Source organism: Legionella cincinnatiensis, assembly GCF_900452415.1.
In the GTDB taxonomy this organism is placed as follows: Bacteria; Pseudomonadota; Gammaproteobacteria; order Legionellales; family Legionellaceae; genus Legionella; species Legionella cincinnatiensis.
The window spans coordinates 1334850-1360240 of sequence record NZ_UGNX01000001.1 but is presented as its reverse complement, the minus strand read 5'-3'; the positions used below and the strand labels follow the sequence as shown (position 1 = coordinate 1360240).

Genomic DNA, 25391 nt, shown 5'->3' with positions numbered 1-25391 from the left:
CGCCATCTTAACACAAATTATTAAGGAAGGCAGAGAGATGAGCGCAAGCAATCACCACCGCTTAATCATATTAGGTTCAGGTCCAGCAGGTTATACCGCCGCTGTCTATGCTGCAAGAGCCAATCTTAATCCCGTTTTAATCACGGGTATGCAACCAGGTGGCCAATTAACGACCACAACCGATGTAGATAATTGGCCTGGAGATATTGAGGGATTACAAGGCCCTGCCCTGATGGAGCGCATGCAAAAACATGCAGAGCGCTTCGAAACCCAAATCATTTTTGATCATATTGTTAAAGCTGAGTTGGCACAAGCACCTTTTGTGCTTCAGGGTGATAGTGAAACTTATACTTGTGACGCTTTAATTATTGCTACTGGAGCCTCCGCACGTTATCTAGGATTAGAATCTGAATCTGCCTATCAGGGGCGAGGTGTTTCTGCCTGCGCTACTTGTGATGGTTTTTTCTATCGCAATAAAACAGTCTGTGTTATTGGCGGAGGAAATACCGCAGTTGAAGAAGCACTTTATTTATCCAATCTTGCCTCATCAGTTACTTTAGTGCACCGACGCGATAGTTTACGTGCCGAAAAAATTCTTCAAGACAAACTTTTTGAGAAAACTCGAAATGGAAATATCAAAATCATATGGAATTCAACATTAGAAGAAGTTATAGGTGACGGTAAAAAAGTAACTGGAGCCTTAATTCGCAACGTACAAGATGATACCAAAGAATCATTAGATGTGGATGGTGTATTTATCGCCATTGGCCATACGCCAAATACTGATTTATTCAAAGATCAACTCGTAATGAATAATGGTTATATTGTTATTAAATCAGGACTTGATGGAATGGCTACCAGTACATCCATTCCTGGAGTATTTGCATGCGGCGATGTAGCCGATCATGTATATCGTCAAGCCATTACTTCAGCAGGTTTTGGTTGTATGGCAGCCCTTGATGCAGAACAATATTTAGATTTAAATTTAAATAAATAAGACGCAAAATTATAGCTTGGGCTTTTCCAATTACACCCAGGCTATGATTTTTGATTAGCAGCTGATAAAGTATTTTAATCTTATATCTGCCTCCAAATTTCTTCAAACCCAAGATCTTGTCCCTAAAAATGTCTCTAGGGTTCTCTTGTTTTCTCTAATACTTGCTTATAATCACTGTAAGATACAATTTTATAGAAATCAAAGTTCAGGAGATTAAGTTGAGTTATAATGAACTATACTCTTTCCCAAACCCAGAAACTAGTGATGATCATGGTTTATTGATGGTCGGAGGCGATCTGGCTCCCCAACGTATACTTCAGGCTTATAAACAGGGCATTTTCCCATGGTATGAACCTGGCATGCCTGTGCTTTGGTGGTCACCAAATCCTAGACTAATCTTGATTCCCAAGGAATTTAACTTATCCCGAAGCTTAAAAAAATCTCTAAAAAAAGGTTTTAGCTGCACCATCGATACCGCATTTAAACAAGTAATTACGGCCTGCGCTACTTGTTCTGATCGGTTTAATAACACGTGGATTACTGAAGAAATGATAGAAGCATACACCAATTTACATCTTTTAGGTTTCGCCCATTCCTTCGAAATATGGTATGAAAACGAACTCGTTGGTGGCCTTTATGGAATTAATCTAGGACGGGCTTTTTTTGGTGAATCCATGTTTCATAAAATAACGGATGCGTCTAAAATTGCTCTTTACTATTTATGTAAAACGTTAACAGATTGGAGTTTCGATTTTATTGATTGTCAAATACCTACAAATCATTTACAAAGTCTAGGTGCTAAGATAATTGATCGCAAAGAGTTTCTTTGTTTATTAGGCAAGACATTAATTAATCCTACTCAACAAGGCCTATGGCATTTCTCTTTTTGACCACTAATATTTTGAATTAGTAGAACTATACTATTAGAAGGCTGTATAAGGTAGCTAATAGTCAGTCTTTTTATCATAACTTACTGATTATGACCTGGCTTTAATATGATTTTAATAAAACTGGAGTACTTTATGGAAGCAATACAAAAAAATGAACCAAACTCCAAGATCCCGATTATTTTTGGATTAATCAACAGCTACCAAATACATAACCTTCTAGAACAGCATAATGCAAAAGCAAAAGAATCTAAGGCGGTATTTTTAATAAGAGATAGCGCCACTTATCCAGGTTTAATCACTGTTTCCTATTACTGTCAAGAACAAGATATAGTAAAACATATTCGATTTGGGCTAACTGAAAAGGGATGGAAAATGGCCCCCAAGCCACCCCAAGAACCTCTAAAAACAGATTCAACTGCGATTAAAGAAAAATATACCGCGGATAAAATAAAGTTTGATAAGAAAATGAAAAAATTTATCAATACTGCAAAAAAGTTGTTTGAACAGCATGTTAGTTCTGAACCATTCAAAACATTAATCATGGAATTACAAAAACACGAATTTAACTTACAAGGACTCATAAAACCCAAGCGCTCTCAAGCCAGTCAAGAAAAACATTTCACCGGTTATGTTTGGTAATATTTTTACATCTGGTAACAATTTGATACAAAGAAATGGATACTAATCATGAAAATTAATCCGGTTAGATTGCCATTTTATTTATTTTAGTGCAGTATACATGGCTGCAAGTAAATGTATAATTATGCATAATAAACTTTATCAATTTGGTACATCACTGAGAGACCTATGGCAAAAGAAGATCATATAGAAATGGCTGGTACTGTTATAGACACCCTACCCAACACCATGTTTCGTGTTGAATTAGAAAATGGGCATGTTATCACTGCTCACATTTCTGGTCGTATGCGTAAAAATTACATAAGAATTTTGACTGGAGATAAAGTCAAGGTTGAGTTAACTCCTTATGACCTAACTAAGGGTCGTATTATCTTCCGCGATAAAAATTAATCCCATTGAGAATTTAGTGGTAACTCCATCGTATTATCCTTCAAGCACATCATCTTGAAGGAACTTTCGATCTCAAGTAGTGCAAACTAATTTGTGCCGCTACTCTCTACGTCACCTTCTGCAAAAGCGGCGTTGTTGCATGGTCAACACATGGCTTGGTATAAATCTCGTCATCGGGTTTATGCCGAACCCCCGCGGTGCAGACCGCAGGGCCCAGTATCAAAGCTGTTGACACTATTATGTGAAAAAAGCGTTTTATAAAGCTTCAAATATGGCAGCAGCTCCCATGCCAGTACCAATGCACATAGTAACCATGCCATAACGACCCTTAGTTCTTTGTAAACCATGTAATAAAGTTGCCGTCCTTATCGCACCAGTAGCTCCTAGTGGGTGACCCAAGGCAATAGCACCACCTAAAGGATTTACTTTGTCACGCGGAAGCTCAAGCTCTTTAATCACGGCTAAAGCTTGAGCCGCAAAAGCCTCATTAAGCTCTATCCAATCTAATTGATCTAACGTAAGCCCTGCTCTTTTTAACGCAATAGGAATAGCTTCAATAGGTCCAATCCCCATAATTTCAGGAGGAACCCCAGCTACTGCATAACTTAACAACCGTCCCATAGGTTTTAGCTTATAATAATGCAGCGCCTGCTCACTTGCTAATAAAGCAATACCGGCACCATCACTAGTTTGCGAACTGTTTCCCGCAGTGACCGTTCCTCTTGCGGCAAAAACGGGTTTTAACTTAGAAATTGCCTCATATGAAGTATCAGCACGTGGTCCTTCATCCTCACTTACCAATTTTTTCTTAATTAATACATTTGAGTTTTCTAAGTCTGCTTGTCTTATCGTAATCTCAATAGGACTGATCTCTGCCTTAAAATCACCACGTTGCTGTGCTGCCACGGCTTTTTTATGACTTTCAGTAGCAAACTCATCTTGTTGCTCTCGCGAAATTCCCCATCGCTTAGCCACATTCTCAGCAGTAATTCCCATACCATAAGCGATTGCTATATCTTCATTATTAAAAATAGCTGGGTTTGCTGTATATTTATTTCCACCTAAAGGCACCATCGACATGCTTTCAACACCACCAGCAAGGGCCAAATGTACATCGCCACTACGAATAGAGTCCGCAGCTATAGAAATACTTTGTACACCTGAACAACAAAAGCGGTTAATGGTCATTGCTGGAACTGATTGAGGTAAATCGGCCAATAACGATGCGATACGCGCTACGTTCATACCTTGCTCTGCTTCTGGCATAGCACATCCTACAACAACATCCTCTATTTTTGACGTTTCTACAGACAGATTACGCTGCATTAAATTTCTGATTACATGTGCTAACAAATCATCAGGCAAAGTATGCTTAAATACACCTCGAGGTGCTTTACCAACTGGAGTACGTAATACGTCAACTATGTATACATTAGTCATTTTCAATCTCCCTTAATTACGTAGTGGCTTGCCGGTCTCTAGTAAATGACTAATCCGTGCTTGCGTTAACGGTGCCGAAGCAAGATTAATAAAAGCCTCTCGCTCCAATTTAAGCATCCAATTCTCATCAACTACTGTATTTTGATTGAGATTGCCACCACAAAGCACTGTTGCCAACTCCGTAGCGATAAAGTAGTCATGCTGAGAAATAAATCCTCCTTCTAACCAATTCACTAAACCTGCTTGCAATCGAGCTTTACCTTCAATGCCTGCAATTTTAAATTGTTTCTTTAAAGGAGGAAGATAGTTCTTTGCATGCATGCATTTTACTTGTTCTAGCGCTACATATAGAACCTCATTAGCATGCATGATGTAACTGTCGGTATTTCGCAAATATCCCATCTGTATCGCATGAGCAGCTGAATTCGCTACTTGGGCAGTTGCAATTTGCTGAAAATAAACCTGTATCACGGACAATAAATCCCCTTGAGGAACAAGATGCGCCGCGCGCATTGCCATTTCCTTACATCCACCTCCAGCAGGAATCACACCAACACCGAACTCCACCAAGCCAGGATAAGATTCAAAAGCAGCAACTACAGCATCACAATGCATCATTAATTCACAACCACCGCCTAGAGCTCGCCCTCTTAAGGCAGCAACAACGGGAATGGGACTATATTTTAAGCGCAAAGCTACATGCTGAAATTGGGCAATCATTGCCTCTAAATCACGCATTTTATTATCTTGAATTAATTTTAATACGCCACGTAAATCAGCGCCTGAGGAAAAATTATTCGCATCTTGCTGATGTAGGATTACTCCACGACATTGTTTTTCCGCCATTTGCAATGCTGCTTCTAACCCATCAAGCACCGATTGCCCTACTGTATTCGCTTTACTCTTAAAGTTCACTACAGCAACATCATCTTGTAAATGCCACAAACAAACACCTTCATTTTCATAAAGTACAGGTTTAGGATGCGCAGGCTCTTTGAGAACTTTATCTGGGAAAAATTGACGCTTATAAACAGGTAATTGACTTCTAGGTTGGTAATCATTGAGTTGTGGCGAATAGGCGCCTTTTTCGGTATAAAAATGACTAATTTCAAAAAGCCATCCGGGCAAAGACGCGGAGCTAAGGGTCCTATTTTCTTTTATTTCTCGATAAATATACTGGGTCATCGTTGCTAAATCAGCAAGCTGCCAGGTTTCAAAAGGACCTTGCATCCAACCAAATCCCCAACGAATTGCTAAATCCACATCTCTTACATTATCCGCAATAGAAGCAAGATGATAGGCACAATAATGGAACAAATCCCTAAAACATTCAGCTAAAAATTGCGCTTGCTTGTCCTTAGAGGTAATCAGACTTTGCATGCGAGCAACTGGATCTTGGTTCCCCATGATTGCTTTCAACTCATCACTAACGGAAGGTTCTGCGGGACGATAGGTTGCTGATTTTACATCGTAAACCTCGATCATTTTACCATTTTTTCGGTAAACACCTTGGCCAGTTTTTTGTCCCAAATGTCCCTCTTTAATTAAATTAACAATCCATTCTGGTAATTGAAAACTATGATGCCAGGGATCATCAGCTAATTGCTGTTGCATGGTATTTACAACATGTTGCATGGTATCTAAACCAACAACATCCATGGTACGAAAGGTCGCCGATTTGGGCCTGCCTAATAAGGGGCCAGTTAACGCATCAACTTCATCCAAACCCATATCCATAGCAAATGCATGATGTAAGGTTGTTAATAAAGAAAATACCCCAATACGATTACCAATAAAATTAGGGGTATCTTTTGCCCTGACCACTCCTTTACCCACATAGCGAGTCAACCAAGTTTCTAAATGATTCACCAATTCTTCATCTGTGGTTGCTGCAGGAATAAGCTCGGCAAGATGCATGTAACGTGGGGGATTAAAGAAATGAACTCCACAAAAATTCTTTCTATGTCGTTCAGGCAAAACAGAACATAAAGTATTAATACTTAGACCGGAAGTATTACTCACAAGAATCGCTTTTTCTCCTAAGTAAGGAGAAATACGTTCGTATAAATCTTCTTTCCAATCTAAACGCTCCGCAATAGCTTCAATAATTAAATCACATGAGGACAAGTCCGAAAGATGTTGATCATAATTTCGTGCTTGTAATAAGGCAGTAGTTTGGGCTGTTGCAAGAGGGTCTGGTTTTAGCTTTCCTAAATGAGCTATTGCTTTGTCAACAAAAGCATTAGGGCTCCCCTCTTTTGATGCTAAATCAAAAAGTAAGGTTTCTACACCTGCATTCACTAAATGCGCGGCAATCTGCGCACCCATAACACCGGCCCCTAGAACTGCGGCTTTTTTTATAAAAAAAGATCCCTGCATTCTTTTTTCCTTATTCATTTATATTATCTGAGTAAGTACCATTAAATTTAGAGAGAAACACATTGATTTACCTCGCCCCATGCTGCGACAGCGAGGTAACATTAAATATCTTTAATTAAATGGTCGCTATGCTTCACGTTACCAAACAACAGTTTTATCAAGACAGATCAAAACGAATACCTTGAGCTAAAGGCAGCTCATTACCCCAATTAATTGTGTTAGTTTGTCGACGCATATATGCCTTCCAAGAGTCAGAACCAGACTCACGTCCCCCACCAGTCTCTTTCTCTCCTCCAAATGCGCCACCAATTTCAGCACCTGAAGTCCCTATGTTAATATTGGCAATTCCACAATCACTGCCCCAGGCACTTAAAAAATGCTCCGCATTTTTCAAGTTTTGAGTAAACATCGCTGAAGACAGTCCTTGAGGAACATTATTTTGCAAAGCAATGGCGTCATCTAAAGTCTGATAAGGCATCACGTACAAAATAGGCGCAAATGTTTCTTCTTGCACAATATCCCAATGATTTTTTACATCACATACTAGGGTAGGTTGCACAAAAAATCCCGGTTGATGCAAGGACTCTCCACCAAATAAAATACGACCGCCAGCTGATTTAATACGCGACATTGCTTTATTAAATTGTTCTACAGCTTGCTTATCAATAAGAGGCCCCATTAAATTGTGTTTATCCAAGGGATCACCAATTGTTATCTGTTCATAAGCAAAACTTAAACGCTCAAGCACATAATCATACATGGAATGGTGTACAAATAAACGTCGTGTCGAGGTACATCTTTGCCCTGCAGTGCCGACAGCCCCAAAAACTATGGCAGGTATCGCTAAATGAAGATCCGCTGTTTCATCTAAAATAATGGCATTATTACCACCCAACTCAAGAATAGTCTTTCCTAATCGAGCAGCAACTTTCGCAGCAACTTGTTTCCCTACAGCCGTTGAACCGGTAAACGAAATCAGGGGTATACGATTGTCATTAACCATCGTTTCCACAACCTCGTGACTTTCAGGAATAATTAAACTAAATATCTCAGGACAGCCATTGCGACTTAATACCTCGTTACAAATTTGTTGTACTGCTATAGCGCATAAAGGTGTTTTTGCTGAGGGCTTCCATAAAGTAACATTTCCACATATAGCAGCTAAAAAAGCATTCCAAGACCAAACAGCAACGGGAAAATTAAAGGCTGAAATAACTCCAACAATTCCATAGGGATGCCATTGTTCATACATTCTATGCTGAGGCCGTTCTGAGTGCATAGAATTCCCATATAACATTCGTGATTGACCAACAGCAAAATCAGCGATATCAATCATCTCTTGAACCTCGCCATCGCCCTCTTGCTTTGATTTGCCCATTTCCAAGGAAACTAAACTACCTAAAGCATCTTTATGCTCACGTAAAGCTTGGCCAATTTGTCTGATTATTTCCCCTCGTTTCGGAGCTGGAACTTTTTTCCATTCGTGTGCAGCATATTGCGCGCGCTTCATCACCTCTTCGTAATCTTCTATGGTACATGTTGCAACTTCGGCAAGTTTTTCCCCATTGGTAGGGTTAAAAGAAACTAATTGATGATTATGAACCCTGCTTTGCCATCCCTGACCGCTAAAAGCTCCTGGGTTAACAGCATGAATTTTTAAATGCTTTAATATATCCATTGATTATCTCCGTAATAATCCAAAACTATATCATTTAACTCGAGATACGACCGCTAATCCAAAACATCTATTTGCACTAACGATCGTGGATAAGAACATGGGGTTGCGGTCGCGGTTAAGCGTAATAACGACCAAAACGATTTTCCAATACAGCAGATAATTGGAATTTTTCTTGTAAAACCAAACCCTTATATTCATTGGCTTGGCCTAGTACTAAATCAACAACAGCACAAACACCTGAAGCTGTACTCACTTGAATAGCAGACCACTCCAAACCACAAATTTCGACTGGATAAATTTTCTTCACATAATTTCTTTCTGTAAGTTCACCACGTTTTATTCCTTCTACAGAAACATAAACAATCACAATATCCTGATAGGTTTTAGGAATAGCATTTTCTAAGATTCGCTTTAATGTAGGTCTATCTTGGTTTAAACGCAAGTCATTCATTAATAAACGCATTTTTTGACAGTGACCCGGATAACGCATCGTTTTATAATTCATGGTTTGCACTTTGCCTGCGTGCATTTCTGCTAAACTCCCAAGACCTCCAGAGGTATTAAAAGCTTCATATTCACAACCATCAATTTGAATCGTTTCCAAACCTTCTAATGGAGCTACAGTAACTGCTTTTCCATATTTAATGGCATAGCAAGGATTACCATATTCATTAATTACACCGTCGGTTGACCAAGTTAATGAGTATTGCAGTGCATTATTTGCATTCTGCGGAAGTGCACCCACACGTAATTTCACATGATGGCATTCCTCAAACTCCTGCATTAGGCTATTAGCAGCGATACTAATAAATCCTGGAGCTAAACCACACTGAGGCACAAAAGCAGTTTCTGCATCCAAAGCAATTGCTTTGACTGCCTCCGTAACAGCGGTATCTTCAGTCAGATCAAAATAATGTGCTTTGGCAGCTCTTGCTGCTTCAGCAACATGGGTATTTAAAAAATAAGGAAGGCTTGAGATAACAGCCACAATTCCATGCTTTTCCATATAAGCTTGAGTCGATTCTTTATCTTGAACATCTAAAGCCACAGTTTTGACTTGTGGCACCGCGTCCAATAATCTTTTTACATCGGAACCATTAAAATCAATATCTACTAAATGGACCTGATAAGAACCGCTTTCTGACAGTAAGCAAGAAATTAAACTACCAATTTTCCCTGCGCCAGTAATCATTACATTATACATTTGAATCCCTCTCCCATTATAAAACGCGATCATCCTACACAAATTCTCAAGGCTTGGATAGTGTTCTCTAAATCTAAATTTTGTACATGAATAAATAAAAGGTAGTTATCCCCGCATCAGTGATACTTTTAATGAATCATTCTGATTCCCAATTAACATATACTTTTTAATGGAAGATATGCTGTTTTAGTCACTAATGGTGCAATATCTTGCGATACATGTTATCTTTCGATTTTAAAGAAAAGAATTTGCTAATTCTTGACCTAAATCCAGTACTCATTTATCTTACCCTTTTATAATTTATTGATAAAATATGAAGCAAACTGCTTTAGCGAACAGCACCACGCTTAAATCATCAATCCGTATTAGCTATACAAAATATCTATTTGTATTTATAGCTGGAATATTATCTCCTTTTGGCTTTGCCCCTTTTCACATGCCAGGCCTCACTTTATTAAGTCTAGCCTCTCTCTATTTCAGTCTGAAAAACTGCTCTATAAAACAAGGTGCTTTCTTAGGATTCTTTTATGGATTAGGCTATTTTGGCTTCGGCGTTTCGTGGGTTATCATCAGTATTCATGATTATGGCCAATTAAATTATTTTGGCTCAGCATTAGTTACATTAATTTTTATCATGTATCTCTCACTTTTCCCCGCTCTTGTTACTTACTTATATAAGTTACTTGAATTAAAACACCGAACACTGCTGTCTTTACTCTTATTTAGTACTTTATGGTGCCTCAGTGAATATTGTCGCTCCACATTATTTACTGGATTTCCATGGTTATTGGTGGGTACAACTCTTATTGATACACCTATTAAATACCTTGCCCCTATTTTAGGAATCTACGGATTAAGTTTAGTTTGTGTTTTTATCTCTGCATTGCTTACCTTAGCAGTTTCACCAAATTACCCAAAACGCTATTACTGCTTCATTGCTTTTGTACTTGTCATGATAAGCCCTGTGTTATGTAAAAATATTTCTTGGTCACAAATAAAGCAAGAACCCATTAGTGTTGGTGCAGTTCAAGCCAATTTATCCATGCGTGATAAATGGGATGAAACTTTATTTTGGAACTTATTAAAATATTATGAAAATGCAATAAATAAACTTTTAGGAAAACAACTTATTATTTTGCCTGAATCCGCAATACCACTTCCTGCAAGTTATCTGGATAAGTATTTTCTTAAATTAAACAAAAAAGCAACAAAAGCAAACAGCGCTTTAATGTTAGGTATACTTCAACCTACCAATGACAATGAAACCCATTATTATAACTCCATTATTACTTTTGGACAGGCCAAAGGAAAAAAATTCAAACGTCAACTTGTTCCTTTTGGAGAATACATTCCTAAACCTCTAATTACGATTTATCAATGGTTCAATTTACCCGAAGCAAATTTATTACCTGGAAAAAAACAACAGCCTTTAATTAAAATCGCTAAACACCCAATTGCCAGTCTTATTTGTTATGAAATTGCCTATCCCAATATTTTACGTGCACAAATGCCCAAAGCCCAATGGATCGTTTCCATCAGTGATAATGGTTGGTTTGGACATTCACTAGCGAGTTATCAGCAATTACAAATGGCTCAACTTCTCTCGTTACTGACTGGGCGATATCAAGTGGTCGTTAACAATGATGGTTTATCTTCAATAATTGATAGTCATGGTGATATAGTTGAAAGTCTTCCTCCATTTAGCTCTGGATTATTACAAGGTACTGTTTATCCTGCTCAAGGTTTTACCCCATGGATTATTTGGTATGAGTATCCTTCTTTAATTTTTTGTACAATTTTTATAATTTTTATACTTTTTATTCAACTTCGTCGCTTATTCCAGCAATAATCTATTGCTGGCAAGCACAAGAGGAGTTATCCTTAGCGATTTAGAGTCACTTAAAAAATTGGACCATGGATAAAACCTATATACCACAAGAAGTTGAGGAACAAGCTCAACAATATTGGCATAAAAAACAATCATTTAATGTTTCGGAAGATTTAAACAAAGAGAAATTTTATTGTTTATCCATGTTCCCCTATCCCAGTGGAACATTGCACATGGGGCATGTGCGTAACTATACTATTGGCGACGTTATTGCCCGCTATCAACGTGCTTTAGGCAAAAATGTCCTCCAACCTATAGGTTGGGATGCATTTGGTTTGCCTGCAGAAAATGCGGCGATAAAAAATGGTATTCCTCCAGCTGAATGGACTAAAAAGAATATAGAGTCGATGAAAAAGCAGTTTTTACGTCTTGGTAATGCCTATGATTGGAAACGTGAAATTTGCACCTGTACCCCTGAATATTATCGGTGGGAGCAATGGTTTTTTATCCGATTATTTGAAAAAGGTTTAGTTTATAAAAAAAATGCAGTAGTAAATTGGGATCCCGTCGATCAAACTGTCTTAGCGAATGAACAAGTAGTTGATGGCCGAGGATGGCGATCTGGGGCTCTGGTTGAAAGAAAAGAAATTTCTCAGTGGTTCATTAAAATTACAGCCTATGCTGATGAATTATTAAGTTCATTAGATAGCCTGGACGAATGGCCAGCACAAGTTAAACAAATGCAGCGCAACTGGATAGGACGCTCTACTGGGACTGAAATTTATTTCAATGTTAATAACTATCCCAAACGGTTAAAAATTTATACGACCCGACCTGATACCCTCATGGGTACAACTTATCTTGCAGTAGCAACGGATCATCCTATAGCTAAAGAAGCAGCCAATAATCGTAAAGAAATAAAAGAATTTATTGACAGTTGCCAGGGCACCAAAATGGCTGAAGCAGAGTTAGCCACCATGGAAAAACGTGGTGTAGATACTGGAATGACTGCGATTCATCCAATAACTGGAGAAAAACTACCAATATGGGTGGCAAATTTTGTACTGATGCAATACGGCTCTGGTGCTGTAATGGCAGTCCCCGCTCACGATCAAAGAGATTGGGAGTTTGCAAAAAAATATCAATTACCTATTAAAGCAGTCATAAAACCAGAAAATGGTGTCGTACACGATTTAAACCTATCAGCCTATACAGGCGAAGGTACGCTGATTCACTCAGATCAGTTTGATGGATTAAGTTCTACTCAAGCTATGGAAACTATAACGAATTTCCTTGAAGAGCATGATGCGGGTAAGGCCACAATTAATTACAGATTACGTGACTGGGGTGTATCGAGACAAAGATATTGGGGAACGCCTATTCCCATGATTTTATGTGAACAATGTGGCACAGTCCCTGTTCCAGATGAAGATCTTCCAGTAGTGCTCCCAGAGAATGTTTCGTTTACCGGAACAGGCTCACCTTTAACTCAATGCCCTGAATTTGTGAACATCACTTGTCCGAAATGTGGACAGGATGCATATCGTGAAACAGATACGTTTGACACCTTTGTCGAGTCTTCTTGGTATTACGCACGTTTTGCGTGTAAAGGCCAAGAAAATGCCATGCTCGATGATCGGGCAAAATATTGGACTCCTGTAGATCAATATGTAGGGGGGATTGAACATGCCGTTATGCATTTACTTTATGCCCGTTTCTTCCATAAATTAATGCGTGATGAAGGCTTAGTTAATTCAGATGAACCTTTTAAAGCTCTATTAACTCAAGGTATGGTTTTAAAAGATGGGCATAAAATGTCTAAATCTGTTGGCAACGTCGTAGATCCTAACCATCTGATTGATACTTATGGAGCAGATACAGCACGACTATTTGTTATGTTTGCAGCACCACCTGAACAATCTTTAGAATGGTCAGATACCGCAGTAGAAGGCGCACATCGTTTTCTTAAACGAATTTGGGTTTTTGCTTATCAACATCAAAATATGCTTATTGATATAAATGACCTTATTCTCAGTGGTAACGGTCATGTAAACTGGCAACAAGCTGAAAGTCGCTTAAAAAAATCACGTCATGTGGTGCACCAAACTCTAGCCCAAGCGACTCACGATTACGATCGCAACCAATTTAATACAGTAGTTTCAGGGTGTATGAAGCTGTTTAATGAATTATCAAGTTATTCTATAGAAACTGAGGAAGATAAATTTTTTATTCATTCTGGAGTAAGTATATTACTTCGATTACTCGCTCCTATAACCCCTCATATTACGCATCACTTATGGCAACAATTGGGCTTTGAAAAAGCAATTATTGATGCTAATTGGCCTAGAGTCGACAAAGGAGCATTAAAAACCGATGAGGTTGATTATGTGGTTCAAGTTAATGGCAAGCTTAGAGCACAATTTACTGCGAGCGTAGATGCAACAGAAGAAACATTAATTGCTGCAGCCAAACAACATGTAAAAGATTTTCTGGCGAATCAAACGGTTAAAAAAGCGATCGTTGTTGCGCACAGACAATTAATTAATTTGGTCGTTGGTTGATGAAATACAGCTACTCAAAGTTTCAATCTATGATTTTAAAAAGTATTACTATTATGGTACTCGCTCTTTTTCTATCTGCTTGTGGATTTCATCTACGTGGGGTTAGTAACGTACCTAGTTGGCTTAATAATATTGCGATCATTTCTGAAAATAACGACAAACAATTTATCTCCATAATAGAATCACGCTTGGAAGGTTCAAAGGTTGAAATTAATGAGCCTTCTCATGCCCAATATTGGCTTCTAGTTAATGAAGTGAATCTGCAACAGCAAATTATTAGTGTTGGAGCAAGCACAAATCCCAGACAGTATACGTTAACTTTAACCGTAATCTATATATTGAAAACTCGAAAAGGGCAAGAGCTAACTCCTCCGAGCAAGGTTAGTGTGTCCAGACAGCTTACCTTGAATAATGATAGAATTCTTGGTTCTAAAGATGAAGAAAGCATTTTAATTGGAGAAATGAAACAAGATGCTGTGACTCAAATCTTGTATAGACTAAGCCATCTACAAAAACCTTCATTTTAACCTGATGTGGAAGAACCAAACTTAACATAGCCCGCAGTAAAATGAGCATACGTCAGTATGTGAGGTTTTTGAAGTGTTATTTTCGCGCAAGATTTGCCAAATGCAGCTTTTCGGTGCATGGGGCGTGACGTTTACGGCTACAAAGACAAAGGGTGACCTGTTCCTATGCAAATCAAACAACAAATGCTCGCTCAACAAGTCCAAAAAAAAATTGCACCACTCTACATGCTTATTGGGCAAGACAACTATCTATTAGAGGATTCTCTAGCTACAATAAAATCTGCCATCAAAAAAAATCATCATTATGATGAAAAAATCATCTCCATCCAGTCTACTGAAGATTGGAATAGTGTTAAAGAAGAGGCAAACAGTTACTCTTTGTTTTCAGATATTGTACTTTTAAATGTCTTTTTTGATAAAAAAACAATAGATGCGCTAGGAAAGAAAATTCTAGTAGAATACCTTAATTCTATTAACTCACGCTGCTTTATTATCATAAGAGCACCTAATTTACCTCTAAAACAATTACAATGGCTTTCCTCCCAAGAACATGCCGTACTTACTGTTGCTTACCCGCTTAATGCCGAGGCTATGAAAAATTGGATAGTCATGCAATTAAAGAAAAACTCTATCCAATTTGATCCACAGGTTCCTGATTTAATTCACCATTACACCCAAGGAAATATGCTGGCTTGCGCTCAAGTCATTGAAAAAATAGCGCTTTCTAATAATGGTAATCACAAAATTGATGTCCAACAAGTGCAAGAACATTTATCAGATCAATGCGAACACGATCTTTTTGAATTAGTTCATGCATGCCTACTTGGCCAAAGTGATAAAGCAATTCAAATTTTACGTCATGCTGCAAATAATAAAACTGAAGCTACTTTGGTGTTATGGGTACTTAGCCAAGAAATCAGAATAATCATGCAACTTTATCATTTCCTGGAGCATAAAATTGATATTAAGAGCGCTAGTGATCAATTAAAAATATGGCCACAACGTATTAATCTTTATCAAGCATGTTGTAAACGATTTAATAAAGAAACATTAATAAAATTACATAGCTGCTGTTACTCCATTGATGAACGTATTAAATCAAATATAAATAAGCAAGTATGGAATACTTTGGAAAATATTGCTCTTTCATTGTGTCTAGGACTCATAATAGGTGATTTATGTACAGCATAGCTATTTTCGGGGGCGCATTTGATCCCATCCATAATGGGCATTTGCACACCAGTTTAACCATACAAAAGCATTTCAACTTTGATTCTTATATTTTTCTTCCTTGTAAAACACCAACAATAAAACCCGCTACTGTTGCTAATAGCAAACAACGAATAGAAATGATTCTACGTGCAATAAAGCGTTATAAGCAAAATTTCAAATTGGATTTGCGTGAAATAGAGCGTACTACGCCATCTTATATGGTTGAAACTCTCGAAAGCTTTAGAGCCGAGTTTCCTGAGGCATCGATTACTTTAATTATTGGTTATGATGCTTTTCTTTCCTTATATCAATGGCATCAGTGGCAAAAAATAATTACCCTTGCCCATCTCATGGTAATCAACCGCTCTGAATTCACCACACAACCTATTCCAGAAATCATGCAACAATTTTTAAAGAAATATCAAAATGAAAATAAACAAGAACTTTTGAACACTCAATCTGGGAGTGTCTTTTTATTTGATGCAGGGAATTTTGAAATTTCTTCTACGTCACTTCGAAAAGAGATAAAAAAGGGAGTCAACGTTAAAAATAAGCTCCCTTATTCAGTCTATGAATACATTAAACATCAGGGGTTATATCAATAAGATTAAAGGACTTATTGTTTGCAGCCATTTGTTTCGCTTGATTAAGAAGCCCTGGCAAGTATCCAGAAACCCAGTTAATCACGGGTGTTAGCTGATTATACACCCTAGAGCCTTGAACATATTGCTGATAAGGCAAAGACGTCATGCTCAGTATCGCAAAGATAAGTGAGAGAATAAACACTCCTCGGCCAAAACCGAAAATACCGCCTAAAACTTTATCCATAGCACCTAAACCACTGCCTTTTAAAAAAAGGCCGATGATAAAATTCGCGATACCACCTGTGATTAAAACACCTAGTACAACAACCATAAAGCTTACTATTGAAAGGATTGAGGCATTTTGTATGTAAGGTTGGATATAAGGGCTAACGCTGCCTGAATAGTTATAACCGGCCCACACGGCTAAGATCCATACTCCTATTGCAATAAACTCTTTAACAAACCCTCTTAGCAAACCAGTAATAGAGGATAACCCAATTATTATTATAAAAATTATATCAACCCATTGAAATTGCATCGTCAGCTAACTCCAGTATTGACCACTAAACCATTCAACTGCATAGCACTTGCTAATTGAGTTCTTACTTTTATCACATCACTTTTAACAGGTGAGTGCCCTACATAAACTTTATAAATAACGCCCCGCTTTCCATTTGTTTTCAGGTAGTTTGCCTTATATCCTTGGCTCTGTAATCTGCTTACCAAAGCTTGAGCATTAGAAAGCTGTGCAAAAGATGCTAGTTGAACGGCATAAATACTTTTTTGACGTCCAGGATGAGTCCCATTTGCTTTAGCAACAACTGGCTCAGTAACCACTTTTTTTGCTGCCGCTTGTGCCTGTATCTTTACAGGTTTGACCAGTTTCGCTGGTTTTGCTGCCACTTCATTTATTTGCTTCTCAGCCGCATTTTTTGCGGCATTATTTAATGCAATCTCAATAGGTTTTGTAGCCACCTCGTGATTTGCTGTAGGCGCTGACTTAGCTATATGAATTGCTGCATCATCAACCGCTTGAACAGATTGAATAAAATCTTCTTTATCGAGATCAGATCCCTTTTGGTCTAGAACAGGAGGAATTTCTACTTTAGCTACTTTTATAGTCTCAAACATCTCTTTTTCATCAGACATAACCACATTAGGAGCTGTTGGTTTAGGAGGTAACTGCACATTGACACTAAAATTATTTTCAAAGCGCTGGCCTGATTTTTTCATCATGGAAGGAAGGAAAATAGCACCCAATGATAAAACAACAGCCAAGCCAACCAAACGATGTTTTAGCTTTTCATCAATTACTAATTTCATTGAATCTCCTATTAGCCATAACATGACTCACTGTAAAAAAAGACCCATAAACAACAATTAAGTCGCCAAGTCTAGATTGTTTTAATGCAGCTTCAAAAGCAATCAGAGGATTAGTATAGCAAAACTCCACAGAAATTGCTGCATCTCTTAAAATTGTAATTAGTAAATCAGCATCAGCAGCTCGTTTATTGTCTAATTGTGCAGGATACCAATAATCGATGCAATCCTTTAAAGGCATAATTAGGTTAAGAATATCCTTATCTTTTAATGCAGAAAAAACAGCATGTACCTTCGTCTTTTTCATTTTTTGCAACGTTTCAGCAAGTAATTTTACCGATTGAGGATTATGAGACACATCATATAAGACATCCACAGCACCTCGATGCAACTGTAAACGTCCTGGGATAAAAATGCGCTGCATCGCGAATTGCAAATGAGTATGAGCTATAGGTAAATACTCCCCCAATAAAAAACAGGCAGTAATTGCAGCCGCAGCCGATTTGAGTTGTATCGAAGGTTTAGGTAATTCATAAATTGAAAAAAGTCCCGTCTTTTCGCCATAATGAATACTCCAGGTGGAATCCTTTTCCTGAATTGAGAAATCGTGATCATAAAGATATGCAGGAGAAGCTAGTTGTGCCGCTCTCTTAGTTATAGAAGCAGGAGGATCATTGTCTGCATAAATGAATGGTTTACCTGAACGAAGAATTCCAGCTTTTTCATAACCAATTGCATCAAGTGTGTCGCCTAAATAATCCTGATGGTCATAATCAATTGTTGTAATAATGGATAAATCAGCATCAACTATGTTAGTGGCATCTAAACGTCCACCTAATCCCACTTCCAAAATAATGATATCTAATTTCATTTTTTTGAAATACCACAGAGCTGCTAAAGTAGTCATTTCAAAATAGGTCAGGAGGACTTCCCCTCGAGCTTCTTCAATGATACTGAATGCCTGACATAAGTCATCATCCGAAATTGGAGTTAAATTGACTTTAATACGTTCATTAAACTGAATTAGATGAGGCGAAGTATAAGAACCTACTTTATATCCAGCAGAATGATAAATTGTTTCAAGAGCCGTTACAGTCGAACCTTTACCATTCGTACCAGCAACAGAAATCACTCGACATCCAGGAAGTTGCAAATGCAATATTTGTGCAACATCTTTGATGCGAATTAAACCCAGTTGTATCTCTTGAGTATTTCTGGTCTCTAAATCACGTAACCATTCATTAATATCATGATGTTTTGGCAACTAAACCCCTGCGGCTTGACGCGTTAATTTGGAAACCAGTTCTGCGACAACAGGACGAATATGTTTTCGCTCCAGAATCATGTCAATGTGACCGTGCTCTAATAAAAATTCACTACGTTGAAACCCTTCTGGCAAAATCTGCCTTACTGTTTGCTCAATAACTCTGGGACCAGCGAAACCAATTAAAGCATTAGGTTCAGCAACAATTACATCACCAAGGCTTGCAAAACTCGCAGACACCCCGCCCATAGTGGGATCAGTGAGCACCACAATAAAGGGCAATCCTGTTTCTGCAAATTTCGCTAAAGCAGCTGAAGTTTTCGCCATTTGCATTAGGGAAAAAAGTCCCTCCTGCATGCGCGCGCCCCCGCTTGCGGTAAAACAAATATAGGGTCTTTGTTCTTTAGTTGCTACCTGAACCGCACGAACAAATTTCTCACCTACAGTTGCCCCCATGGATCCACCCATAAAGTTGAATTCAAAAGACCCAACTACTACAGGCTGTTGTAATAAAGTTCCTTTTACAATAACTAACGCTTCTTTTTCACCAGTTGCTTTTTGGGCCTGGGAAATCCTATCTTTGTACTTTTTGGAGTCTCTAAATTTTAATCTGTCATGAGGTTCTAAAGAGGCAGCAATTTCCTCTTGCCCTCCCTCATCAAGAAATTGCTTAATTCGGGTTCTGGCAGATATCCGGTGATGAAAATTACAGGATGGACAAACCATTAAATTTTTTTCTAACTCAATACTATAAAGAACCTCATTACAGCCAGAACATTTCAGCCATAAACCTTCAGGAACTCCTTTTTTTTGAGAAGTCTCTGTATTAATTCTTGAAGGTAATAGTTTTTTAAACCAACTCATAATTGGAACCTAATTTAAAAAATTTCATTATTATACACAGAAAAAAATATTCTTAAATCCACATATTGTTCATGTGATAATATCTTCTAATATTTAAAAAGGCAGCATTGACGCACTTATCGATGTTCTAAAGCCTAATTATTGTTTCATTTCAATATACTTAAAGTTATTATTTAAAATGCCGCTAAAGAAAATATAGTACCTAAATTGAGATTCATGTATGAAACTTATAATATCAATAATAACCTTCATCTGTTTCTTAGTTTCTAGTCAACTTGTTCTCGCTCATAATCGATATGGTGAAACATTATGCAATTCACCCGATTATTTTTGTATGAAAATTAAAAGTGGTGAGAGTTGGGATAAACTTTTCCCAAATGAAGAAGAACGAGATATGGTGAAGCGAATTAATCGTATGAATATTGCTTTGCGTCCCGGATTAACTATTGCTGTACCCAAAAATATCGATCGCTTAACGATTTATGATGTATCTCCATTTCCCAGATACATAGAACCCAACGGTGAAAAAACAATTTACGTAAGTCAGAAAAAGCTAGCATGGGCAGCCTACGACCAAGATGGAGAGTTACTCTGGTGGGGGCCAATTTCGTCAGGAATAGGAAAATGTCCTGGTGTTCTTGGTGGATGTACTACACCTACAGGCTCATTTCGAATTATTCGTAAACAAGATATAGATTGTGTTTCAACTGTATTTCCAAGGCGATCTAACGGCAACGATGGTGGCGCTTTAATGCCATATTGTATGCATTTTTATAGGGGTTATGCGCTTCATGGCAGTTATGAATTGCCTGGCTATAGGGCAAGTCATGGTTGTGTCAGAATGTTTATTGAAGATGCGCGGTGGCTTAACGAAGAATTTATAGATTTACCTGGAGGAGGTATGAAGGGAACTCGAGTTGTTATTGATGAGCCAAACGACCCTAATGAGCAATAGACAAATAATAAACAAGCTGTTAATATTTTAAAAGGTGAATTTTATACATTAGTATGATAAGGTTGTTTGTTAACATTTATGATCGAAAAAACTGCATAACTGGACATCATAAAGTTTAATCGATTAATCTACAGCATGGAACTACTCCCACGTTTTCGTCAAAATCAATAGTGTTTACACCTGGAGAATGATAAAAGAATGGCACATTACAATACACAGCCTGACTCAATAGCAAATTTCGGAATACAATCAATTATGCCTTGGATGGTATGGGGCTTAGGTTGTTTATTTTATTTTTATGAGTGTCTCTTACAAGTATCTCCAAGTGTTATGAGTCACGAGTTGATGAGAGACTTCTCAGTTACCAGCCAAACTTTAGGAATTTTATCAGGCATCTATTTTTATTCTTATGCAGCCATGCAATTGCCAGGCGGTGTATTAATGGATTATTTCGGCCCACATCGGCTGTTAACATTAGCCACTCTAGTTTGTGCCTTGAGTACTATTGCTTTTGGTATGACTGATAGCTTTTTTATGGCTTGTGTTGCACGCTTAATGATAGGTTTTGGTTCTGCTTTCGCAGCTGTTGGAACAATGAAACTTGCTGCCAATTGGTTTCCGGCTCAACGTTTTGCTTTGTTAACTGGCCTTATGGTAACTTTAGGAATGCTGGGAGCAATTGGTGGAGAGGCTCCTTTAGCATTATTAATTGACAATTTTGGTTGGCGTCACAGTATGCTGATCATGGGAAGTACAGGACTTGTACTTGCCGTTTTACTCATTTTTATTGCCAAAGATACCCCTAAAAATCATGAAGTTACTGCTTCTCATCCCATTGAAGAAGAACAACTAATACCAAGTTTACTCGCATTAATAAAGAATAAACAACTCTGGTTAGTCGCCTGCTATGGTGGTCTAATGTACATGGCAACTCCTGTTTTTTGTGGGCTATGGGGTGTTCCTTTCTTAATGAACAAAATGATGATTACCAAAACGACAGCAGCAAATTATATTTCTCTAGTCTTTGTTGGTTGGGCAATTGCCAGTCCCTTATGGGGAGTATTTTCTAACCGCATCGGTTTGCGTAAACCCCCCATGTATATAGGATGTATCGGCGCTCTAATTTGTTCTTTACTCTTTATTTTTGTCCCAATGAATACAGCAATATATATGGAGCTTTTATTATTCGCATTTGGTATTTTTTCTGCAGGATTTTTACCTGCATTTACCGTTGCTAAAGAATTATGCAATAAAAAATATGTTGCTACGGGTTTAAGTTTCATGAATATGATGAATATGATAGGAATAGCGCTAGCACAGCCCCTTATTGGTTATATTCTTGATAAAATGTGGGAAGGAGAAATCAATGGTAATGTCAGAGTTTATCCCCTGGAAGCATATCACACTGGCCTTGCTATTCTTCCACTAGGAATGCTCATTGCTTTAATTATTTTACCAAAAATCAAAGAAACTTATTGCCAAAGTGCACAGTAATGAAATAATACGAGGCTCCCTGAGATTATATAAAGTAACCTAGATGCAATAGAGTGTTCTCTCTTGAGAATAGAGAAATCTGGTTCTACTCTTTGCACCTGGAATACATTTTGAAAGTAGATTTAAATATGGCAAAAAAACTATATATCAAAACTAACGGCTGTCAGATGAATGAATATGACTCATCTAAAATGGCAGAAGTTTTGTTGCAATCACATGGCTTGGTCAAAACAGATCAGGTTGAAGATGCAGATGTGATTTTACTGAACACGTGTTCCATTCGCGAAAAAGCTCAAGAAAAAGTTTTTTCTCAATTAGGGCAATGGCGTGAATATAAAGCGAAAAACCCTCATGTGGTGATTGGAGTGGGTGGTTGTGTAGCAAGTCAAGAAGGTGAGGCTATCATTAAAAGAGCACCTTTTGTTGATCTTGTTTTTGGTCCTCAAACATTACATCGACTTCCTGAGCTACTTAACGAGCGAATGGAAAAGAAAAAACCAGTTGTTGATATTAGCTTCCCAGAAATCGAAAAATTTGATCATCTGCCTGCACCTAGAGCTGAAGGACCCACTGCTTTTGTTTCCATCATGGAAGGTTGCAGCAAATATTGCAGCTTCTGTGTCGTTCCTTATACTCGTGGCACTGAAATTAGCCGCCCTTTTGATGATGTACTTGCAGAATGTTATCAATTAGCCATGCAAGGAGTTAGAGAAATTAATTTATTGGGCCAAAATGTTAACGATTATCGCGGTCCAATGGAAAACGGCGATATTGCTGACTTAGCACTTTTAATTCATTATCTTGCTGCCCTGGAGGGGATAGGTAGAATCCGTTTTACAACATCCCACCCTTTGGCGTTTTCCGACAATCTAATTAATGCGTATGCAGAAGTACCCGAGTTGGCCAATCATCTGCATTTACCGGTACAAAGTGGTTCAGACCGTATCTTAGGTTTAATGAAGCGAGGATATACCGCTTTAGAATTCAAATCTAAAATTAGAAAATTACGAAAAGTACGACCGGATATTCGTTTATCTACAGATATTATTGTTGGTTTTCCAGGGGAAACCGATAAAGATTTTCAAGATACTATGGATTTAGTCTACGAAATAGGTTTTGATACTTCATTTAGCTTTATTTATAGCCCAAGACCCGGTACCCCAGCTGCTAATTTGCCCGATGACACACCCTTGGAAGTTAAAAAACAAAGACTTCAGATTTTACAAAATAGGCTCTTATTACAAGCCTCTCGTTATGGCCAGTCTATGGTTGGAACCATACAGAAAATATTAGTTACTGGTCATTCTAAAAAAGATTCACAACAACTTTCTGGACGTACTGAGTGCAATCGAGTAGTCAATTTTGAGGGCCCAGCACATTTGATTGGGCAATTCGTTGACACTCAAATCAGTGATGCATTACCAAACTCATTACGAGGACGTCTCATTGCCGCTGAGACCGAAACGATTTAATGATAGAACATATTCAAAAACAATTGACCATTCCTCGCGAGTACCATAATCAACGCATAGATAGTGTACTCGCGCATCTACTCCCTGACTATTCGCGCTCACAAATCAGTAGCTGGATTAAAAGTGGCACAATAACGCTTAATCACCAATCGTGTAAACCCAAAGACAAAGTTGAGGATGGTGACCTAATCGAGATTAATGTTGATTTTAATAAAACAGATGTTCATTTAGAGCATTGTGTTCCAGAAGAAATTCCTTTAAATATTATCTATGAAGATGAAGATGTTTTAGTGCTCAACAAACCAGCACATATGGTTGTTCATCCTGGTGCTGGAAATAAAGAACATACATTGGTTAATGCCTTATTACATCATGCCCCCTCACTCACTCATTTACCTCGAGCAGGAATTGTCCATCGACTCGATAAAGACACAACCGGTCTTTTAATCGTAGCTAAAACCTTACCCGCACATACTTCTTTGATACGCCAAATGCAAGCCCGTGAAATTAAACGTCATTACATTACTTTAGTGCAAGGCCACATTATTTCTGGCGGCACTATTGATACAGGGTTTGGACGACATCCTAGAAATCGACTAAAAATGGCTGTACAAGAACATGGAAAACAAGCCATAACTCATTATTCAGTAAAAAAGCAGTATCATGATTTTACTTTATTGGATGTCAACCTCATGACTGGACGAACACACCAAATCAGGGTTCATCTAGCATATATCCACCATCCGGTAGTTGGTGATCCGCTTTATGGAACACGTATGCGATTTCCAACGCACGCATCCGAGCACTTACGCACCCTATTTCAAAACTTTAAAAGACAAGCACTACACGCACGCACTCTCTCATTTTATCATCCAAAAACAGAAAAAGAGTTGACGCTTATGGCTCCTATGCCTGATGATTTTAAGCTCCTTCTAAACACATTGGACGAGCATTATGAAGACTAAATTAGCGAATTGGCTTGCCCCAGAAAATATTACAGCCTTGAGTACTACGCGACTTTCAGGGTTTAGCCAAGCACCTTATGAAAGCAATAATATGGGCTTAGGTATTGGTGATAATGACCTTCAAGTGATGCAAAATAGGCAGCAACTGATTGAACTATTGCAGCTACCTGGCGAACCTCAATGGTTAAAGCAAACACATAGCACCCATTGTGTCATAATCGAAGAAGATTCAAATAGAAATGCAGATGCCTCAATAACTCGTTCGAAGAATCATCCCTTAGTAATTCTTACTGCGGATTGCTTACCTATTATGCTATGTAACGTACAAGGCACTGAGATTGCAGCAATTCATGCTGGATGGAAAGGATTGGCTCATGGTATTATTGAAAATACACTGGATAAAATGAACAGTCTAGCATCGGAACTACTAGCCTGGATTGGCCCATCCATTTGCCACCAATGTTATGAAGTAGGTGAGGAAGTCTATCAAAAATTCATTACCACTTATCCTTTCAGTAAACAAGCGTTCAAGCCTGTAAAGGAAAAATGGCTCGCTAATTTATCTTTAATCGCTGAAATTGTCTTACATTCTAAAGGAATTAAAGGTGTTTATCAGTCAGAATTATGTACTTTTGAGTTAAAAAATGAGTTCTATTCCTACCGAAGAACCTCACAAACAGGTAGAATAGCTACCTTAATCTGGTTTAATGATCAACCTCAGGACTAAA

Annotated in this window: 22 protein-coding genes; 14 read left to right on the top strand and 8 right to left on the bottom strand. The window is 38.0% G+C overall.

All coding sequences use genetic code 11. The annotated features are described in order from the left end of the window. Positions 1-37: 37 nt before the first annotated feature. The 4 genes from trxB (at position 38) to infA (ending at position 2916) form a co-directional block, all read left to right on the top strand. Positions 38-997 carry a thioredoxin-disulfide reductase gene (gene trxB / locus DYH34_RS06030; RefSeq protein ID WP_058465981.1) on the top strand — a complete coding sequence of 320 codons (960 nt, stop codon included), beginning with the start codon at positions 38-40 and terminating at the stop codon, positions 995-997. A 281-nt stretch (positions 998-1278) separates the two neighbouring features. Beyond that, on the top strand, positions 1279-1887 hold the full coding sequence (gene aat / locus DYH34_RS06025; RefSeq protein ID WP_420795590.1) for a leucyl/phenylalanyl-tRNA--protein transferase: 609 nt from the start codon (positions 1279-1281) through the stop codon (positions 1885-1887). A gap of 132 nt (positions 1888-2019) precedes the next feature. Beyond that, the gene (locus DYH34_RS06020) at positions 2020-2526 is read left to right on the top strand and encodes an SH2 domain-containing protein (protein ID WP_058465979.1); all 507 of its coding nucleotides are present in this window, start codon (positions 2020-2022) and stop codon (positions 2524-2526) included. A 168-nt stretch (positions 2527-2694) separates the two neighbouring features. Beyond that, complete coding sequence (infA, locus tag DYH34_RS06015) at positions 2695-2916, top strand: translation initiation factor IF-1 (protein ID WP_019233117.1); 222 nt, start codon at positions 2695-2697, stop codon at positions 2914-2916. Positions 2917-3171: 255 nt separating this feature from the next. Here infA and DYH34_RS06010 read toward each other — a convergent pair whose 3' ends face one another. From DYH34_RS06010 to DYH34_RS05995, 4 genes are all read right to left on the bottom strand, one after another. Then, complete coding sequence (locus tag DYH34_RS06010) at positions 3172-4356, bottom strand: acetyl-CoA C-acyltransferase (RefSeq protein WP_058465978.1); 1185 nt, start codon at positions 4354-4356, stop codon at positions 3172-3174. A 12-nt stretch (positions 4357-4368) separates the two neighbouring features. Continuing rightward, positions 4369-6735, bottom strand: a complete 2367-nt coding sequence (locus DYH34_RS06005) for a 3-hydroxyacyl-CoA dehydrogenase/enoyl-CoA hydratase family protein (RefSeq protein WP_058465977.1) — start codon at positions 6733-6735, stop codon at positions 4369-4371. A gap of 157 nt (positions 6736-6892) precedes the next feature. Then, the gene (gene amaB / locus DYH34_RS06000) at positions 6893-8413 is read right to left on the bottom strand and encodes an L-piperidine-6-carboxylate dehydrogenase (protein WP_058465976.1); all 1521 of its coding nucleotides are present in this window, start codon (positions 8411-8413) and stop codon (positions 6893-6895) included. Between the two features lie 115 nt (positions 8414-8528). After that, the gene (locus DYH34_RS05995; RefSeq protein WP_058465975.1) at positions 8529-9617 is read right to left on the bottom strand and encodes a saccharopine dehydrogenase family protein; all 1089 of its coding nucleotides are present in this window, start codon (positions 9615-9617) and stop codon (positions 8529-8531) included. Between the two features lie 313 nt (positions 9618-9930). On the opposite strand from DYH34_RS05995, the gene lnt reads away from it, so the two are divergent. From lnt to nadD, 5 genes are all read left to right on the top strand, one after another. Then, positions 9931-11466 (top strand): apolipoprotein N-acyltransferase, encoded by a 1536-nt coding sequence (lnt, locus tag DYH34_RS05990; protein WP_058465974.1) that lies wholly within the window; start codon positions 9931-9933, stop codon positions 11464-11466. Between the two features lie 65 nt (positions 11467-11531). Next, positions 11532-14006 carry a leucine--tRNA ligase gene (gene leuS / locus DYH34_RS05985; RefSeq protein ID WP_058465973.1) on the top strand — a complete coding sequence of 825 codons (2475 nt, stop codon included), beginning with the start codon at positions 11532-11534 and terminating at the stop codon, positions 14004-14006. A gap of 29 nt (positions 14007-14035) precedes the next feature. Next, positions 14036-14533 (top strand): LPS-assembly lipoprotein LptE, encoded by a 498-nt coding sequence (locus tag DYH34_RS05980; RefSeq protein ID WP_238589558.1) that lies wholly within the window; start codon positions 14036-14038, stop codon positions 14531-14533. Positions 14534-14698: 165 nt separating this feature from the next. Beyond that, positions 14699-15724, top strand: a complete 1026-nt coding sequence (gene holA / locus DYH34_RS05975) for a DNA polymerase III subunit delta (protein WP_058465971.1) — start codon at positions 14699-14701, stop codon at positions 15722-15724. After that, positions 15712-16350: a nicotinate-nucleotide adenylyltransferase gene (nadD, locus tag DYH34_RS05970; RefSeq protein WP_058465970.1), complete on the top strand. Its 639-nt coding sequence runs from the start codon at positions 15712-15714 to the stop codon at positions 16348-16350. Before holA ends, nadD begins: the two co-directional genes overlap by 13 nt. Here nadD and DYH34_RS05965 read toward each other — a convergent pair. From DYH34_RS05965 to accD, 4 genes are read right to left on the bottom strand one after another with little or no spacing between them, the layout of a single operon-like run. Then, positions 16325-16867, bottom strand: a complete 543-nt coding sequence (locus tag DYH34_RS05965; RefSeq protein WP_058465969.1) for a CvpA family protein — start codon at positions 16865-16867, stop codon at positions 16325-16327. The genes nadD and DYH34_RS05965 overlap by 26 nt on opposite strands. Before the next feature lie 2 nt (positions 16868-16869). Continuing rightward, positions 16870-17652, bottom strand: coding sequence for an SPOR domain-containing protein (locus DYH34_RS05960; RefSeq protein WP_058465968.1), 783 nt, complete (start codon positions 17650-17652; stop codon positions 16870-16872). Then, positions 17636-18913 (bottom strand): bifunctional tetrahydrofolate synthase/dihydrofolate synthase, encoded by a 1278-nt coding sequence (gene folC, locus DYH34_RS05955; RefSeq protein ID WP_058465967.1) that lies wholly within the window; start codon positions 18911-18913, stop codon positions 17636-17638. The genes DYH34_RS05960 and folC overlap by 17 nt, the downstream gene beginning before the upstream one ends. Then, positions 18914-19777, bottom strand: coding sequence for an acetyl-CoA carboxylase, carboxyltransferase subunit beta (accD, locus tag DYH34_RS05950; protein WP_058465966.1), 864 nt, complete (start codon positions 19775-19777; stop codon positions 18914-18916). 220 nt (positions 19778-19997) lie between these two features. On the opposite strand from accD, the gene DYH34_RS05945 reads away from it, so the two are divergent. The 5 genes from DYH34_RS05945 (at position 19998) to pgeF (ending at position 25390) form a co-directional block, all read left to right on the top strand. Then, on the top strand, positions 19998-20732 hold the full coding sequence (locus tag DYH34_RS05945) for a L,D-transpeptidase (RefSeq protein WP_058465965.1): 735 nt from the start codon (positions 19998-20000) through the stop codon (positions 20730-20732). A 198-nt stretch (positions 20733-20930) separates the two neighbouring features. Next, on the top strand, positions 20931-22226 hold the full coding sequence (locus DYH34_RS05940; protein ID WP_058465964.1) for an MFS transporter: 1296 nt from the start codon (positions 20931-20933) through the stop codon (positions 22224-22226). A gap of 128 nt (positions 22227-22354) precedes the next feature. Further along, positions 22355-23698, top strand: coding sequence for a tRNA (N6-isopentenyl adenosine(37)-C2)-methylthiotransferase MiaB (gene miaB, locus DYH34_RS05935; protein WP_058466284.1), 1344 nt, complete (start codon positions 22355-22357; stop codon positions 23696-23698). Next, the gene (rluD, locus tag DYH34_RS05930) at positions 23698-24663 is read left to right on the top strand and encodes a 23S rRNA pseudouridine(1911/1915/1917) synthase RluD (RefSeq protein ID WP_058465963.1); all 966 of its coding nucleotides are present in this window, start codon (positions 23698-23700) and stop codon (positions 24661-24663) included. The genes miaB and rluD overlap by 1 nt, the downstream gene beginning before the upstream one ends. Next, positions 24653-25390 (top strand): peptidoglycan editing factor PgeF, encoded by a 738-nt coding sequence (pgeF, locus tag DYH34_RS05925; protein ID WP_058465962.1) that lies wholly within the window; start codon positions 24653-24655, stop codon positions 25388-25390. Before rluD ends, pgeF begins: the two co-directional genes overlap by 11 nt. The last annotated feature ends 1 nt before the right edge of the window (position 25391 follow it).